This is a genomic window from Aestuariibaculum marinum, assembly GCF_014596975.1.
Taxonomy (GTDB): domain Bacteria; phylum Bacteroidota; class Bacteroidia; order Flavobacteriales; family Flavobacteriaceae; genus Aestuariibaculum; species Aestuariibaculum marinum.
The window spans coordinates 786,198-804,037 of the sequence record NZ_JACVXD010000001.1; the positions used below are offsets into that span (position 1 = coordinate 786,198).

Annotated in this window: 17 protein-coding genes; 12 read left to right on the forward strand and 5 right to left on the reverse strand. The window is 34.9% G+C overall.

Features of this window, described 5'->3' with window-relative positions; genetic code table 11:
• Positions 1–71 precede the first annotated feature (71 nt).
• From ICJ85_RS03515 to ICJ85_RS03540, 6 genes are all read left to right on the forward strand, one after another.
• A complete protein-coding gene (locus ICJ85_RS03515) occupies positions 72–1,022 on the forward strand; it encodes a D-2-hydroxyacid dehydrogenase (RefSeq protein WP_188222379.1) in 951 nt (316 codons plus the stop codon).
• A gap of 109 nt (positions 1,023–1,131) precedes the next feature.
• On the forward strand, positions 1,132–1,770 hold the full coding sequence (locus tag ICJ85_RS03520; RefSeq protein WP_188222380.1) for a DUF937 domain-containing protein: 639 nt from the start codon (positions 1,132–1,134) through the stop codon (positions 1,768–1,770).
• Between the two features lie 159 nt (positions 1,771–1,929).
• A complete protein-coding gene (locus ICJ85_RS03525) occupies positions 1,930–2,370 on the forward strand; it encodes a DUF6146 family protein (protein WP_188222381.1) in 441 nt (146 codons plus the stop codon).
• Between the two features lie 33 nt (positions 2,371–2,403).
• Positions 2,404–2,901 (forward strand): DUF6787 family protein, encoded by a 498-nt coding sequence (locus ICJ85_RS03530; RefSeq protein WP_188222382.1) that lies wholly within the window; start codon positions 2,404–2,406, stop codon positions 2,899–2,901.
• Complete coding sequence (locus tag ICJ85_RS03535) at positions 2,901–3,236, forward strand: hypothetical protein (protein ID WP_188222383.1); 336 nt, start codon at positions 2,901–2,903, stop codon at positions 3,234–3,236. The genes ICJ85_RS03530 and ICJ85_RS03535 overlap by 1 nt, the downstream gene beginning before the upstream one ends.
• Positions 3,237–3,322: 86 nt before the next feature.
• Entirely contained in the window at positions 3,323–5,593 is a 2,271-nt protein-coding gene (locus ICJ85_RS03540) for a TonB-dependent receptor (protein ID WP_188222384.1), read from the forward strand.
• A gap of 38 nt (positions 5,594–5,631) precedes the next feature.
• Here ICJ85_RS03540 and ICJ85_RS03545 read toward each other — a convergent pair whose 3' ends face one another.
• Genes ICJ85_RS03545 through folE form a run of 3 tightly spaced genes read right to left on the reverse strand, consistent with a single transcriptional unit; the run spans position 5,632 to position 7,001 of the window.
• Positions 5,632–5,907 carry a hypothetical protein gene (locus tag ICJ85_RS03545; RefSeq protein ID WP_188222385.1) on the reverse strand — a complete coding sequence of 92 codons (276 nt, stop codon included), beginning with the start codon at positions 5,905–5,907 and terminating at the stop codon, positions 5,632–5,634.
• A gap of 35 nt (positions 5,908–5,942) precedes the next feature.
• On the reverse strand, positions 5,943–6,371 hold the full coding sequence (locus tag ICJ85_RS03550; protein WP_188222386.1) for a hypothetical protein: 429 nt from the start codon (positions 6,369–6,371) through the stop codon (positions 5,943–5,945).
• Positions 6,372–6,413: 42 nt separating this feature from the next.
• Positions 6,414–7,001 carry a GTP cyclohydrolase I FolE gene (folE, locus tag ICJ85_RS03555; protein WP_188222387.1) on the reverse strand — a complete coding sequence of 196 codons (588 nt, stop codon included), beginning with the start codon at positions 6,999–7,001 and terminating at the stop codon, positions 6,414–6,416.
• A gap of 116 nt (positions 7,002–7,117) precedes the next feature.
• On the opposite strand from folE, the gene ICJ85_RS03560 reads away from it, so the two are divergent.
• Entirely contained in the window at positions 7,118–7,783 is a 666-nt protein-coding gene (locus tag ICJ85_RS03560) for an ABC transporter ATP-binding protein (protein WP_188222388.1), read from the forward strand.
• Positions 7,784–7,857: 74 nt separating this feature from the next.
• On the opposite strand, the gene ICJ85_RS03565 is transcribed toward ICJ85_RS03560, so the two are convergent.
• Complete coding sequence (locus tag ICJ85_RS03565) at positions 7,858–8,670, reverse strand: hypothetical protein (RefSeq protein ID WP_188222389.1); 813 nt, start codon at positions 8,668–8,670, stop codon at positions 7,858–7,860.
• 219 nt (positions 8,671–8,889) lie between these two features.
• On the opposite strand from ICJ85_RS03565, the gene ICJ85_RS03570 reads away from it, so the two are divergent.
• The 4 genes from ICJ85_RS03570 to ICJ85_RS03585 all read left to right on the forward strand — a co-directional run bounded on the left by ICJ85_RS03570 (position 8,890) and on the right by ICJ85_RS03585 (position 14,709).
• Positions 8,890–9,654 carry a TIGR02757 family protein gene (locus tag ICJ85_RS03570; RefSeq protein ID WP_188222390.1) on the forward strand — a complete coding sequence of 255 codons (765 nt, stop codon included), beginning with the start codon at positions 8,890–8,892 and terminating at the stop codon, positions 9,652–9,654.
• Positions 9,655–9,685: 31 nt separating this feature from the next.
• Entirely contained in the window at positions 9,686–11,182 is a 1,497-nt protein-coding gene (locus tag ICJ85_RS03575; protein WP_188222391.1) for a S10 family peptidase, read from the forward strand.
• Between the two features lie 254 nt (positions 11,183–11,436).
• Positions 11,437–12,912 carry an alkaline phosphatase PhoX gene (locus ICJ85_RS03580; RefSeq protein WP_188222392.1) on the forward strand — a complete coding sequence of 492 codons (1,476 nt, stop codon included), beginning with the start codon at positions 11,437–11,439 and terminating at the stop codon, positions 12,910–12,912.
• Positions 12,913–12,915: 3 nt separating this feature from the next.
• Positions 12,916–14,709: a cytochrome-c peroxidase gene (locus ICJ85_RS03585; RefSeq protein WP_188222393.1), complete on the forward strand. Its 1,794-nt coding sequence runs from the start codon at positions 12,916–12,918 to the stop codon at positions 14,707–14,709.
• 70 nt (positions 14,710–14,779) lie between these two features.
• Here the strand turns inward: ICJ85_RS03585 and ICJ85_RS03590 are convergent, their stop codons facing one another.
• Entirely contained in the window at positions 14,780–16,672 is a 1,893-nt protein-coding gene (locus ICJ85_RS03590) for a M61 family metallopeptidase (RefSeq protein ID WP_188222394.1), read from the reverse strand.
• Between the two features lie 109 nt (positions 16,673–16,781).
• Between ICJ85_RS03590 and ICJ85_RS03595 the strand changes: the two genes are divergently transcribed.
• A complete protein-coding gene (locus ICJ85_RS03595) occupies positions 16,782–17,789 on the forward strand; it encodes a glycosyltransferase family 2 protein (RefSeq protein ID WP_188222395.1) in 1,008 nt (335 codons plus the stop codon).
• Positions 17,790–17,840 lie beyond the last annotated feature (51 nt).

The window sequence follows — 17,840 nt, forward strand, 5'->3', positions numbered from 1 at the left end:
AAGTACAGGCTAACAATAAATAAACTGAACAATTAAAGTTTCCGATTGTAGGGAAACAAAAAACAAATAAAATGAAAGTATTAGCAAACGACGGTATTTCAAAAAGTGGTATTGAAGCGCTTGAAAAAGCAGGTTTTGAAGTTATTACTACTACCGTAGCTCAAGAACAGTTAATAAATTATATTAACGAAAACGAAATTAGTGTTTTATTAGTACGTAGTGCTACCACAGTACGTCAAGACCTTATCGATGCGTGTTCAAGCATTAAAATTATTGGTCGTGGTGGAGTTGGTATGGATAATATCGATGTGGAGTATGCTAAAGGAAAAGGGATTTCTGTAATTAATACACCTGCAGCGTCATCGCACTCCGTTGCTGAGTTAGTATTTGCTCATTTCTATGGCTTAGCACGTTTCTTACATAACTCTAACAGAGAAATGCCTCTTGATGGAGATACTAAGTTTAAAGCCTTAAAAAAGGCCTACGGTAAAGGTGTTGAGTTAAAAGGTAAAACTTTAGGTGTTTTAGGATTTGGGCGTATTGGTCAGGCGACTGCAAAAGTAGCTTTAGGAGCAGGAATGAAAGTAATCGCTTTCGATCCGTTTATGGAAAAAGCTAACTTAGAATTAGAATTTTTTGACGGACAAAAAGTAAATTTCGAAATCAATACAATTTCTAAGGAAGACGTTTTAAAACAAGCCGATTTCATTACATTACACGTACCAGCTCAAAAAGACTACGTTATTGGAGCTCCAGAATTCGAATTAATGAAAGATGGTGTATTTATCGCTAACGCTGCTCGTGGCGGTGTAGTAGATGAAGTTGCTTTAGTAAACGCTATTGAATCTGGAAAAGTTGCTGGTGCTGCTTTAGACGTTTTTGAAAAAGAACCAACACCAGAAATTCAATTGTTAATGAATGCGTCATTATCGCTAACACCTCATACAGGTGCTGCAACTAACGAAGCTCAAGATAGAATTGGTGTGGAATTAGCTGAACAAATTTCCAGCATTCTGAAATAAAAAATTAATGTGACCTTTAGGTTATATTTGAGTCCTATACATATGTATGGGACTTTTTTTTGTACCTTCAAAAACCAATTTTATTTTTAATCTAAAAATCTTAAACAATATGTCGGGTATATTAGACTTGCTAAACAGCGATATAGGAAAAACAATTATTAATGGTGTCTCTAATCAAACCAATCAGTCAGAAAGCAAAACTCAAGACGTCTTAACCATGGCGTTACCGGTTTTAACCCAAGCTATGAGACGTAATGCTTCTACCCCAGAAGGTGCAGAAGGATTATTAAGCGCTTTAAACAGTGGTAAGCACGACGGTAATATTTTAGATAATTTAGGGGATTTGTTTAATGGAGGCGTCGATGATCATGTTATGCAGGACGGAGGTAAAATTTTAAACCACGTGCTTGGAAGCAAACAACAAACTGTGGAAAGTGCTTTAGGAGCCAAAGCAGGCATTGACGCAGGTTCGGTTGCACAAATTTTAAAAGTTGCCGCACCAATTTTAATGGGGCTCTTAGGAAATCAGGCCAAACAACAAAACGTTAGTAATTCGGGAGGTTTAGAAAGTCTCTTAGGTGGATTAATAGGTGGAAATTCAGCAGAAAGTGAACAAAGTTTCTTAACCTCAATTCTTGATGCCGATGGTGACGGAAGTGTTATAGATGATGTTGCCGGCATTTTATTAGACAGCGATAAAAAGAAAGGCGGTCTAGGTGGTATGCTAGGCGGGCTTTTCGGAAAATAAAACATGTGTTTATATTTCTTTAAAAATAAAATGCCTGCCCCTGTCGTCAGGCATTTTTTTATTGTTAAACCTTGATTAAGAATTCATTTAAACATTCAGTTTTTGTAATTTTAAGTCAATAATTCAGACTGATATACAAACGGTTTTAAATTACATCTTATGAGAACACTACTTTATATAGTACTTTTTTTCGGATTTCTGGTAGGATGTAATACTACAAAACCAGCTGTTACGTCTAACAGTAACGAGCAACAGGATGCGACTAAACTTAGCGATACAGTTACCATTGCTAACGATGATTTAGAATATGAAATTATAATCATTGAACCCGGATTCAACGCTTGGTTAGTGAGCCGAGCAAAACCAGAAGGTTTCTATTCGCAACAATATTTAGAAAATAAAAACCGGCTTTATGTTACCGAATGGAATAGCAGAGTGCTGCAGCCCCAGCGCTACAATTCCAATTTGTACGAAATACAAATCGATTATCAGCCTCAAATCGATTACGGCTACGAGGTGAATTACAAACTTTACAACTATTTCATCTACTTTCAATTAACCTACAAGCAACAATTAGCTGGTTTTGTTCCCAGAATTTAATTGCTTTAATTACATTTGTTGTACAAGATTGTTATGGTACAAAAATTTAAAGAACGTTGGCAAATACAACATAACTGGCAGCTACTCTTTCCTATTTTAGGAGTGCTTATTCTGGCGTATTCTGCATTTAAATTATCATACATCTTCATTAAAGAATCTCATATTGCTTTCAATCTAATTTTAAGCGCTGTTATATATGCTCTTCTTTTAAAATTTGTACTCTTTACCTTTAAGAAGCTAGAGAATAAATGGAAGGTAAATTACCGGTGGGAATTTATTCGTATTTATATTGTTTTTGCCGTAACAGGATCGTCATCTTTATATGTAAGCAAACCATTAATGAAGCTTATCGGGATTACTAAAGAAAATCTTGGTACTACACTATACTGGATACTTTATATCGTCATCGGACTTATTTTTTATCAAATTTTATTAGTTTCTATTGGATGGTTCTTTGGTCAATTCGAGTTTTTTTGGACCTTTGTAAAAAAATTATTGAGACGTATCGGGTTTAAGCGTTTTTTTAGCTAGTGAAACAATCAGTTAGGATAAATATTATTTTCAGAACAATAGCATTGCTTTTAGTCATTTCGCTATTAAAGCCTGCTGTATTTGAGTTTGCTCACCTCTTTGCGCATCACGAGCACGATATTTGTAAAGGTGAAAAAACAACACATCTTCACAAGCTGGATACCGATTGTGATTTTTACAAGTATAAAGTTCATCTTCAATACACATTCAATCTTTTTGAATACCGTATTTTTACGCCTAAAGAACAAACTCCTGAAGTTGTTTCTCAGTATCAATTTTTAAGTGATTATCAACGTCTTCAAACCGCATTACGAGGTCCTCCTGCCCTAATTTAATAATGAACAAACACTGAACAAAAACATCAGTGACAAGATACTATTAAATTATAAAGCCCTTAAAGGGCATTAGAAATACACTTAACATGCGATTATTATTAAACACATTGCTGCTTTTAGCAATGACTAATGTATTTGCTCAAAATTCATTAACCGGACTTGTTTTAGACAATTCTACTAATGAAAAGTTAGCATTTACCAACATATATTTATCAGACCTTGAAAAAGGAACGGTTACGGACGAAAATGGAAATTTCAATTTAGAAAACCTGCCATCAGGAAACTATAAATTAGTGATTTCAATTTTAGGTTACGAAACCAAATCCATAAACATTAACATACCCAATCTACAATATATTGAAATACGCTTAGAGGCTTCGGCTATTGAAATGGAAGACATTATTATTTCTACGCCTTTTCATAAATTACAAAGTGAAAATGTTATGAAAGTAGAGCGTGCCGCTGTAGAAGATTTAAACGCCAGTGGTGCTGTAAATTTAACCGAAGGAATAAGCAATATCGCCGGAGTTGAAAGCGTAACCACCGGATTAAGCATTGGAAAACCCGTAATTCGTGGTTTAAGCTCCAACCGTGTTTTGGTATATACTCAGGGGGTGCGTTTAGAAAATCAGCAATTTGGTAGCGAACACGGACTGGGTGTTAGCAGTAGCGGTATTGAAAGTGTTGAAGTTATAAAAGGCCCGGCATCACTACTTTATGGTAGTGACGCACTTGGAGGTGTACTATACCTAAACCCAGAAAAATTCGCGCCTCAAGGCTCATCCAGTGGCGATATTAGCGGCAATTATTACAGCAATACCCAAGGGTTTAATACCGGTGCAGGATATAAAGCTTCTGAAAATAATTTTAAATTTTTGTTCAGAGGAAGCCTTACCGAGCACTCCGATTACGACACAAAAGATTATCGTGTGACAAATACACGATTCACAGAGCAGGATTTTAAAGCTGGAATTGGATATCAAGCCAATACCTTTAAAACAGAATTTAGATATAACATGAATAACTCTAAATTAGGTATTCCCGAAGAAATCGGAGTTCAATCTACTTTAAAAACACCATTACTTCCGTATCAAAACATCACAAATCATGTATTTAGTTCGAAATCTACAGTGTTTTTTAACAACTCAAAGTTAGACATCAACTTAGGTTATATTTACAACGACCGTAAAGAGTTTGAAGACGAGCACCACCATCATGATGAAGATGAGGAAGCACATGAGGAACACGAAGAAGAGGAACATGAAGATGAAGATCACCACGATGAAGATCATGATGAAGATCACGAAACGTTAGTGCCGTCACTTCAAATGAAATTGAAAACTGCCAATTACGATGTGAAATACACATTACCTGAATTCGGAAAATTTGAAACCATTGTAGGTATTCAAGGTATGAATCAGGAGAACACCAATTACGGTGAAGAACAGTTAATACCTGATGCAACCACCAACGATTTTGGGGTAATGGCAACATCTCACATTCACTTTGAAGCTATTGATATTCAACTTGGTGCCCGTTACGACAACAGAAACATCAGTGTTGTTTCCGGCTTAAACAGAGATTTTAACAGTTTTAACGGTGCCTTAGGTTTTAAAACTGATATCTTTAAAAACCTTACCGCACGTGTTAATTTCGCCTCAGGCTTTAGAGCACCCAATTTAGCCGAATTAACCTCAGATGGTATTCATCATGGTTCAAACCGTTACGAGGTTGGTAATGCCGATTTAAATAACGAACAAAACTTCCAAACCGATATTGCTTTAGAGTTTAAAAATGAGCATGTCGAATTTTTTGTCAACGGATTCTACAACAAGGTCAACGACTATATTTATTTATCACCGAACGGAAATACAATAGACGACACTCCGGTTTTCGATTATATTCAGAATGATGCTAAGTTATACGGTGGTGAAGTTGGAGTACACATACACCCACATCCTATCCACTGGCTACATATTGAATCGAGTTTTGAGACCGTTACCGGAAAGCAAGCTAATGATGATTATTTACCGTTAATTCCGGCTAATTCTTTAAGTAATGTACTTAGAGTTGAATTTGAAAGACCTTGGCTTAAAAAAGCATATACGTTTGTAAAACTGGCAAGTACCTTTAACCAAAATAATGTAAGCACTTTTGAAACCTCAGCCGATGGTTACAATCTGCTAAGTGCCGGACTGGGCGGTAGCTTTAATTTATTTAAAAATGAAGCCACTCTTAGCATTTCAGGTACGAATTTAACGAACAAAACTTATATAAATCACTTGTCGCGTTTAAAACCCGATGGTATATTTAATATGGGAAGAAATATTAATATTGGCCTGAAGTACCAATTATAGTTCACAAAAAATCCCTTTCTGTTTAGAAAGGGATTTTTTTATTTTGAATCTTTAGGTTTCTTTTTTAATACATAGGTGTACAACCACATTAATGTAAAGGTAGGAATAACATCTAACCCCGGTAAAGCTTCTTCAACAAAGTTTACTACTCCAGCCACTTTTCCCGCCTTACCTTTATATAATTTGGTCATTAACCAACCCGAAAGTGGTGCCCAGACAATATCTGAAAACTCCCCTATGCCGGGAATTATAAATGATACGTAACCAACGGCATCAAATAGAATACCTAACAATAATTTTTTGTATTTACTCATTAATTTTACAGCGACTTTAAATGTTAGAAATCAAATTACATTTTAAACATTTCAATACTTTCTATCCAAAACATCTTAGATGCAAAAAACTGAAGTCTTGTTTGTATCACTCGATCTGTTTTATCTCTTGGTGATTTAAAAACAAACCCTGCTTTTGTATCATTAAAATCTAAGGTATATTTTTCATCAAAGTGTTTTGCTTTATCTGTAAAAAATGAAACAACTTTATCTTCATACGTCCAATTTCCTTTCCCATATTTCTTTACCGCTGGTTGATTCCCCGAGTTAATTTTATTGTATGAATGAAAAATAAATGTTCCGTCATGATTGAGCATTAACGTATAAACAATTAAATGGCTTTCTTCTTTCCCTAGTGTGAACTCATATTTTCCTACCAACACATCATCTTGCCCCAATACGTTTAAATGAAAAGCGAAAATTAAAATACATATAATTTCTTTCATAATTATGGTTTTTCTTTAATGCATCAAGAAATATACCACAAATTACTTCCCTATTAACTTTAAAAACTCGTTTCTGGTTTCTATCTTTTCAAACTGTCCGCGAAACCCAGAAGTTGTTGTCAATGAGTTTTGCTTTTGTACACCACGCATCATCATACACATATGCGACGCTTCAATAACCACCGCCACACCTTGCGGTTTTAAGGTATCATTTATGCAGTCTAAAATTTGTTCCGTTAGGCGTTCCTGCACCTGTAATCGCCTTGCAAAAACATCAACGACACGTGGTAATTTACTTAACCCTACAATATGTCCGTTAGGAATATAAGCGATATGAGCTTTTCCAAAAAAAGGTAATATATGATGCTCACAAAGTGAGTATAACTCAATGTCTTTAACAATAACCATTTCGTTGTAACTCTCTTCAAACATGGCTCCTTTAAGAATTTCAACCGGATCCTGATGATAACCCTGTGTTAAAAACTGCATCGCTTTTGCGGCGCGCTCAGGGGTTTTAAGCAATCCGTCACGACTGGTATCTTCTCCTAAATCGCTAATAATTTTATTGTAATTATCTTTGATTCCCTCTGTAGTTTCGTCGCTATATTCTTCAAATGATTTGTAATGCATTTCATTTTTTTTAGTAGAATAAAGATATAGCTTAAATCGCATTTAGCAATAAAAAACAATTCTTAATTGTACAGAACGCCTTAAAGTAGTAAATTCACGGCTCCTATTTCACACACATGATTCAAGCGAAAAACATACATAAATTTTATAACGATTTAGAAGTCTTAAAAGGTGTTGACCTACATATTAAAAAAGGAGAAGTGGTGTCTATTGTTGGAGCCTCTGGCGCGGGTAAAACGACACTTTTACAAATACTAAGTACTTTAGATAAAGCTTCTTCCAAGGAGAACTATCAATTAACCATTAACGGTATTGATATTAGCAATCTTAAAGATAAAGCCTTAGCTAAATTTAGAAACGAACACATTGGTTTTATCTTTCAGTTTCATCAACTCCTTCCTGAATTTACCGCTTTAGAAAACGTATGCCTGCCTGCTTTTATTAAAGGCACAAAAAAAGCAGATGCCGAAAAGCGTGCGAAAGAACTACTTGACTTTTTGGGTTTATCGCATCGTTACAATCACAAACCAAGTGAACTTTCTGGTGGAGAGCAACAGCGTGTTGCCGTAGCTCGTGCTTTAATCAATAATCCGGATTTAATTTTTGCCGATGAACCTTCTGGAAATTTAGATAGCGAAACAGCTGAAAACCTACACAGCTTGTTTTTTAAACTACGTGATGAATTCGGTCAAACCTTTGTTATTGTAACGCATAATGAAGAATTAGCTAATTTAGCCGACCGAAAGCTAGTCATGGTTGATGGAAACATTACCAACCAATAACATAAAAAAAAGAACATATAAAAAAGGCTTATTGTATTCCAATAAGCCTTTTTTATAAATTTTAATCATAAATCTTAATACCCGAACGGATAGTTCTTTCCTAGAATAGTAACCATTTTAGTATTGTAATTTAATTTGATGTCTTCAATACCAACTACATCAATATCTAAAATACCTGCCTCAATACTTCTTGGTAATAATACAAAATGTAACGACTCTTCGACTGTTAACGTATAATCTACACCTTTTGAACTCGTTCCGCTTTGCATACCATCTAGGGTATATTCATCATCCCAGATATTTAAAGGCGTATCACTTCCTGCAACCCAGGTCCTGGTAGAATCTTCGGTGTAATCAATTGTAGCTCCAGTTGAAGTGGTTATTTTACCATTAGCAATAGTAACGCTATACTCTAGATTTCCATCTGTGTTTTCTCCTAAATTTTCAACAACATGCGTACCTTCTACCTTAAAATCTTCATGATAATAATTAGCAAATGTCGAGGTGTGTACACTACCTTCAACACCATACCAATTAGTTGATACAATGGTTACAACACCTTTGCGTGTAATACCGTCTTTACACAATACACCTGTACCATAATCTACGGTAATTGTTTTTGGAAAGGTTGTAAAATCCATTGGCTCAACAGTAATAACAGGACCGTCAATTTTTGTTTCAGATAATTTTGATGTACTTGATGCTGTACTTTCTGAATTTAAAACGGCATCAACGCTATTGTTTCCAACATCTTGAAACACCTTGTTAACGGTTGAATATTCAGTTAAGGCATCAATTGCTGAAGCTGTATCGATGGTGTTTTTAACACTTTCTTCATCACAACTTACAAACAAAAAAGCTAAAATTGGGACAATAAGTTTTTTCATAATTCAATGTTTTGATGGACTAATTAACATTATAAAATTTAATTCTCACAAAAAACACATCAAAATATTGCATTTCAAAGTTATTTTTTTGCGTTTCATCGATAAATAAAGTTATAAAATACAATTTTCACACCCTGGTTTTAACATATTTATAATAACCTTATCAGGCATTAATTGGTATTTTTGACTTCGATAAAAACTAAAATTTCATTTTATATATTGAATTCATCTGAACTTAAAGAATTTCTTAACGCCAAGGTTGAACAATACAACAATCCTAAGTTTATTGAGAGCGACCCCATACAAATTCCACACTTGTTTTCTAAAAAAGAAGATATTGAAATTGCTGGTTTTTTAACCTCAACCATTGCCTGGGGAAACCGAAAAAGCATTATTACTAATGCTAATAAATTGATGGATCTGTTAGGGCATTCGCCTTATGATTTTGTAATGAATCATTCCCAAGACAATCTGGAAAAACTAGCTCCTTTTGTTCACCGCACCTTTAATGGAGATGATGCTATTCAATTTATCAAATGCTTAAAACATATTTATACCAAACACAATGGACTGGAAGCTCTGTTTGCCAAACATGCTGAGCATAATTCTATGCAATCATCTATATCTGAATTTAAAAAATCCTTTTTTGAAATAGACCATTTACAACGTACACAAAAGCACGTAAGTGATCCATTGAAGAACTCGGCCGCAAAGCGCATAAACATGTATTTAAGATGGATGGTTAGACCAAACACTACAGGAGTAGATTTAGGTATTTGGAAAAGCATTACACCCGCTCAATTATCTTGTCCGTTAGACGTGCATTCTGGTAATGTGGCTCGAAAATTAGGAATATTAAATAGAAAACAAAATGATGCCAAAGCGCTACTGGAATTAGACACGGCATTACGAAAATTAGATCCTAACGACCCTGTAAAATACGATTTTGCCTTATTTGGCTTAGGTGTATTTGAAGGCTTTTAAAACTATAAATCATAATAAAACTCACAATTCTATGACAAAACTCTTTACCCTGCTCCTTTCTGTTTCTGTGGTTACTGCGTTCGCACAAAACAGAAAAATCCCAACAGACACTACAGTCGTTACAACCGATACAGCAACCATTAACGGAAAAAGCTTTCAGTATACGGCTACAACAGGAACACAACCGGTTTGGAATGCCGACGACGAACCAATCGCAACTTTATTCTACACCTATTACGAGCGAAAAGATGTAAAAGACAAAGCGAACAGACCATTAGTCATTTCTTTTAATGGCGGACCAGGATCTGCTTCGGTTTGGATGCATATTGCTTATACCGGTCCTAAAGTTTTAAATCTTGACGAAGAGGGATATCCGGTGCAACCTTATGGTATAAAAAACAACCCGCATTCTATTTTAGATGTGGCCGATATTGTTTATGTAAACCCAGTAAATACAGGGTATTCAAGGATGATTAAAAACAAAGATGGAAAACTCCCCAACAGAGATACCTTCTTTGGAATTAATGCCGATATTAAATACTTGGCTGAATGGATTAACACCTTTGTGACTCGAAAAAACCGCTGGGAATCCCCTAAATACCTTATTGGAGAAAGCTATGGTGGCACGCGCGTGATGGGCTTAGCGAATGCTTTACAAAACAGCCAATGGATGTACTTAAATGGTGTTATTATGGTCTCTCCTGCCGATTACAAGCAATACAACACCGGGCAACCGGAATACTCGGCTTTGAATTTACCGTATTACGCAGCAACAGCCTGGTATCACGACAAATTACCTTCAGATTTACAACAAAAAGATTTATTAGAAGTTTTACCTGAGGTTGAAAATTTTGCTATTAACAAATTAATGCCGGCCATTGCAAAAGGCGGATTTATCTCTGAGGCTGAAAAAAACAGTATTGCTGAACAATATGCAAAATACTCAGGGTTAAGTAAAACAGCGATTCTTCAAAATAACTTAGATGTACCTACAAATTTCTTCTGGAAAGATCTATTACGTGATGAAAATGGACATATTATTGGTCGTTTAGATTCCAGATATCTAGGGTTAGATAAAAAAGATATTGGAGTAAAACCTGATTATAGCCCGGAATTAACGACTTGGAATCATGCCTTCACCCCGGCTATTAACTATTATATCAGAGAGCATCTTAAATTTAAAACCGACATTAAATACAATATGTTTGGTAATGTACACCCTTGGGACGATAGCAACGATAACACAAGAGATGGCTTAAGACAAGCTATGGCACAAAACCCGTATTTAAAAGTTTTAGTACAATCAGGATATTACGATGGTGCGACCACATATTTTGGAGCGAAATATACCATGTGGCAGATTGACCCTAGCGGTAAAATGAAAGATCGTTTTGCGTTTAAAGGGTATCGTAGCGGACATATGATGTATATTAGAAATGAAGATTTAAAAACAGCTAACGATGATTTGCGTGAGTTTATTAGCAACTCATTATCCAACGGAAAAGCTGCTAAATATGAAGTAGATTAGTAAAAGCTAACTTTAAAAGAAATATAAAAAGCGATTGATGATTTATAACTTATCAATCGTTTTTTTTATCTAAAAACTCTATAAAACGAACAATTACAAATTATTAAATAGAATGATTTTAAATATTGAACTTTAATTTACATTGGTAACATTAGAGTAACTAATTCTTCATTTAAAGCCAATATTCTAATAACACTATTGCATGAAAATCAGGATAATTTTGGAGAAAATTAATCCACTAAATCATTTTCAAAATGAAAAAAACCATTGCATTAACGCTTTCCTCTTTAGCGCTTTTAACATCATGTAATAACGATGTTACCGAAGACTTTGCCGTAAATAGTTCTTTTAAAGTAAAAGACAAAGAAGACATTAAATTTGTAGACCGTTCGGTTACACCTAACTTTTTAGCTTTAAAACCGGAGTTTAGTAATATCTCGGTGACAACTTTATTGTCATCTGAAGACGTTTTACAACAGTCTCCTGAATTCGTTTACGGAAGTATGGCTGATGGAGCTGGTCTTATTAAAGAAAACAACGGTAAGTACACCTTAATTAACAATATAGAAGCCGATTACTCCATTGCTAGAATTACTCTGGACAAAACATTTAAACCTGTTCGTGGGGAATATATCTTAAATGCTGAAGCTACAGCTAATACAGCTCAATGTTCTGGTTCGCTTATTACTCCTGAAGAACATGGTTTTGGTCCTTTATACTTATCTGGTGGTGAGTGGGGAGGCTCTTCTAAAGGAGTGTTTTTAACCGATCCTTATAAAAAAGAAAAAGATGCCAGCTCTTTTGAAATGTTACAAGCTTTCGGACAGTGGTCTACCGAAAATGCGGTTGTAATTGGTAAAGATGCTTACCCAGGAAAAACCGTTGCTTTTATTGGAGATGATCATTCAGATAACAGTATTCCTTCTGGTCAGTTAGGTATGTATGTTGGTAATCATGGTGATTTATTTGGTGGCCAGTTATACGGCTTAAAAGTAACTGATGAGAACATCAATTTTGAAGCTGAAATGGTTGAAGGACAAGCTTACCCTATGGAGTTTGTTCAGTTAGACGAAACCAACATCGATTTATTAGATGCTGAGTGTAAAGCTAAAGGTGTTATGGGATTCTCTAGGTTAGAAGATATTGACTGGAGACGTGGTTCTTCAGCAAACAACAGAGAAATCTACTTCTGTGTTACTGGTAGAATTAAAGATGGCTTAAGAGGAAAAGGTTCTCTATATGGTCGTGTGTACAAAGTGGTATTAAACGAAATCGATCCTACAAAAGCAGGAACGATTACTTGTATTCTAGACGGAGACTTAGACGAAGGAAAAGCGAAAATGTTCCACAGTCCAGATAATATTGTAGCAACAGAAAACTTCATCTATATTCAAGAAGATCCTAACGGGTATTTTGATGGTCCAAACAGACAACACTATGCACAATTATATCAGTACAATTTAAATACAGGTGAATTAAAAACTGTTTTAGAATGTGATCAAGATGCTGCGGCAGCTCAAGGCTATGGAGCTACAAACAGAACCTGGGAGCTTACAGGTATGATAGATGTATCTGATGTAGTAGATAAAGAAGGGACCTTCTTATTAATCACTCAAAATCATGGTTGGGTACCAGCTGATGGGTCTTCATTTACCGATCCTAATGCCAACCCTACACCAGCCTCTAACGAAGGTAGTATGCTTTATTTAATTCAAGGTTTAGACAGATAACCAATGCAAAATATCAAGTTATTTATAACAAAGGCACACGTATTTAGCGTGTGTCTTTTTATCGTTTTTATATTTTCCTGTAAAAAGGAAAACACAACTAATTCTAATCATATAGCACCACTTGAAGCTTTAAACCAGTATTACTCAAAAAATTTAAGACGGTGTATCTCATATGTAGATACTTTAGCCAAGTCACAGAATAAAGAAAGTGCTGAAAAAAACTATTTACAAGCTCGTAAATACTTTAAAATATGCGAACCTATTCTTGCTTTTGCCGATGCTGAAAATTACAAAGCATTAAATCAGCCAAATATTTTAAAAGTAGAAGAAGAAGATGCTACCGACATAAAAATCATGAATCCATTTGGGTTTCAAGTACTCGAAGAAACCCTTTACGATGACAACTTTGATATTCATACACTACAAAACATAGCTTCAAAAACTAAAAGTCGTTTGGAATTGGTTTCTAACAACTCTCAATTAAGATTTAAAGATTATCATGTTCTTTGGTTAGTTCGCGATGAAATTGCTCGTATTGCACTAACAGGAATTACCGGTTTCGACTCCCCTGTTTTAGAACAATCCCTAAAAGAATCTGAATTTGCTTATCAAACTATTGCTGAAATATTAAAAATATACGAAAGTCATTTCACTTCTGAAGAATTAATGACCTCCTGGCAATCTGAACTACAAGCTACACAACAAAATCTTGATGCTTCATTTTCAAGTTTCAACAGATATAATTTCATAAAATACCACACTCACAAACAACTGGAATTAATAGTAAAAACAAAAAAAGACTGGAACTTAGAATTTCCTTACGAGCTGGCTTTTAATAACGATATGACCTCGTTATTTTCAAAGAACACGTTCAATTTAAGTTATTTTTCTTCAGAACAATTCGATTCTCTTCCTAAAGCTAAAATTGAATTGGGACAGAAGCTTTTTAACGAAAAAGCACTTTCTAAAAACAATGCGATTAGTTGTGCTACCTGCCATCAAAAAGATAAATACTTTACCGATGGATTAACTATTTCTAAGGGGGTTACAAGAAACAGCCCTACGCTTCTATATTCTGCATTACAAAAAAGCTTTTTTTACGATAACAGAGCAGGAAGTTTAGAAGGACAAATTGTTGCGGTAGTAAATAATAAAAATGAATTCCATAGCGATTTACAACACTTAGAACAAACTGTAAGCAATAATCAGAAATACGTTGAAGCCTTTAAAGAGGTTTATAACGATAGTGTTTCGCAAGATTATGTTCGTAACGCCATTGCCACTTATATACGCAGTTTAACACCGTTTAATTCAAAGTTTGACAACAATATTAACGGTAAAGAAAACACCTTAACAGCCTCCGAACAGCGCGGATTTAATTTGTTTACCGGCAAAGCTAAATGTGCCACTTGCCATTTTCCTCCAACATTTAATGGAACCGTACCTGTTTTATACAAAGAAAGTGAAATGGAATTGATTGGTGTCCCACAAACTAACGATACTATTAATGCTGAAATTGATGATGATTTAGGCCGCTTTACGGTATTTAATACAGAAGAAAAAAAGCACTTCTTTAAAACTTCAACCGTACGTAATGTCGCTAAAACAGCACCTTATATGCATAATGGCGTTTATACAACATTAAACGACGTAGTTGATTTTTATAACCGTGGAGGCGGCATAGGTTTAGGAATGAATATCGAGCACCAAACACTTCCTCCTGATCCCTTAAACCTGAATCAGCAAGAGATTACAGATTTGATTGCTTTTATGGAAAGTTTAACTGACGAGCTATAAACTGACTCGTTAAATCATAAAAAAATCCCGTTAGACATCTAACGGGATTTTTTATTCACTTATTTTGTTTCTAACCCTTTAACCAGGCTTCACGAAGTTTTACCTGTTGGGCTGTAGCGTCTTCTTTCTCCATAATACCTTCCCCCGTAGTATAAGATTGTATTGTTGTAGTTTTTAAAACCACATCTTCTCCATTTCTATCCAGAATGACTTCAATCTCTTGCCCTGGATTCCAGCTAAACATTAATTGTAATATCTGATTAGCGTTTTGCATGGTTAATTCTGTTCCGTTTACAGTTTTTAAAACATCACCAGGTTGTACACCATTATCATTCCAGAAACTATTGTCTTTCACCGCTTCACTAAAGAATATTTTTCCTGCTTGTGGGTCTGCAGAAAAAATTAAAGCTCCACCATTAAACACATAGTTAGTTGGGATTTCGCCTTCACCTAATTCTAATCCTACTTTATTTAAAAACATATTATAATCAATTGGTATATCTCCAATAACATGACTATTAAAAAATTCACCTAACGACGGATAAGTCATAGCTACAATTTCGTCAATTAACTTATCATCCTCAAAAGGTTTGTCTTTTCCGTACTTGTTTGATAACTCTTTCATTAACCATAAAATGCCACGCTCGCCATTACTCTCTTCGCGTAACATAATATCTATACACATGCCTATTAAGGCACCTTTTTGGTAGACGTTTAAATATTGGTCTTTGTATGGATCCTTTAACACATTCTCACTCATAATGGTAAAACTCATGGCGTCATCCATAGTTTTAGACATTTGAATTTTTTGAATGATTTTATTGTAAAAATCGGCTTCACTAACTAAATCCTGATTCACCTGAAATAAGGTTGCAAAATATTCGGTTACCCCTTCATACATCCATAAATGTTTAGAAAAGGTTGGGTTATTATAATCGAAATAATGTACATCTTCAGAGTGTACGCTTAATGGTGTTACAATATGAAAAAATTCATGAGAAACCACATCAATCATACTCTCGGCTAATTCTTCATCACTTGAAGCTTCTGGCAGCACCACAACAGTTGATGTATGATGCTCTAAAGCGCCATAACCTTTTGGTGATTCTGGCAAGCCTTCAGATAAATACAAGAAAATATCGTAACGTGGTGTGGAGTTAATATCTCCTAAAAACGTTTTTTGAGCTTTCATCATTTTAAATATGGTCTCCTTTAACGATTGGGCTGAATGCACTTTGTTTGGCGAATACACACTTAAAACAATTTTAATATCACCGACCTGAAATTCTTCAACACTCAGGTTTCCATAAAACATTGGGTTATCAGTAATATCAAAATAACGAGAAGCAAAATAACTCGTTGTTACAAAACGACCATCTTCACTGGTTTTAGTGGCTACTTGCTCTAAGGCTGAGCTTCTGGTAAAATTAGAAGGCGCCGTAACATCTAATTTGTATTGGTTACTTTTTAACGAATCAAAATACCCTATAAAACCATGTAAATTCAATACATCATTGGTTTGCTCTATGTTGGTACCTGCAGGTGAAAAAGGCTGTTCGTTTCCAATGCCTCCTACTTCTTCAATATCAAAGGTATCGTTAACCAAATACGTAATTTTATCCAACTTCTTGGCGTTATCGATGGTCCAGGTATTTTCATCTGTTTTTACTACAGGCATTTCATTACCATCATAATCGAAAGCTTTAAAATCATCTACATACTTCCCAAAGTCGCTTACTGAATAAGTGCCTTGTATAACTCTTGGCAATCTATACGTTACAGTTTGTGTGGTAAAACGTCCTGGATTTATGGTTACCGGAGCCTTATCGTTAACAACATGCGATAAATTAATAAAGGTTTCAATCGGGGCATTTACAGCTAAATCGCTACTTGATTTTTTTGATGTCCCACAACTAGCCATCAAAATAGCCGCTAATAGGGCGGTTATAGGTTTGGTATTCATTAAAGTTGATTTTTATTTAATTTTTATAAGTGACGACCAAATTACAATTTCTGTTACACAATAGGCTCATAAGGTTTTGTTAAAATGATGATTTACGTATATTCGCCGCATGCATAATCCACTGATAAGTATATTAACGCCTTTCAAAAATACAGAACAATACCTTACAAACTGCATTGAATCTATAATAAATCAGAGTTACACCAACTGGGAACTACTTATTGTAGACGACAATTCTACTGATGGCAGTTATTCTCTGGTAAGGTCATTTGCCGAAAAGGATTCCCGAATAAAACTCTTTAAAAACACAGGAAGTGGTATTATTGATGCCTTAAGATTGGGATTTAATGAAAGTTCGGGAGATTACATCACCCGTATGGACAGTGATGATTTAATGCCCCAAAACAAGCTTGAAGTGTTATTAAACAATCTTTTAGAACATGGAAAACAACATGTGGCCACGGGCTTGGTTAATTACTTTTCAAAAGATGGCATTAGTGATGGCTATAGTAAATATGAAACCTGGCTTAACGGTTTAACTAAAACTGGAGATAATTATAGTGAAATTTATAAGGAATGTGTGATTCCTTCGCCTTGTTGGATGATTCATCGTGAAGATTTTATTAATTGCGATGGGTTTAACCCAAATCGCTACCCTGAAGATTACGATTTAACCTTTCGGTTTTATAAACACAGCTATAAAATTATTCCCTGCAATAAACTCCTGCATTACTGGCGCGATTATCAAACACGTACTTCCAGAACACACGACAACTATGCTGAGAATACCTTTTTAGATATTAAAATGCATTATTTTCTAGAATTAGATTACGATAAAAACAGAACTTTAGTGGTTTGGGGCGCCGGATGGAAAGGTAAAACCATTGCCAAAACATTGCTTAAAAAAAATATCCCTTTTGAGTGGATTTGTAATAATCCTCAAAAAATAGGAAAGCACATCTACGATCAGGAAATGAAACCATTCCGGCATTTAGAACATATTAAACAACCGCAAAGTATTATTACGGTGGCGAACCCCAAAGCGCAAATCAAGATAAAAACGTATTTTGAAAATCAACAGATGTATCCCATGAGCGACTATTTTTTCTTTTGTTAATTCAGTTTTATCATCTTGAATTTTCAATTACAAAAAATTCCTGTACTTTTA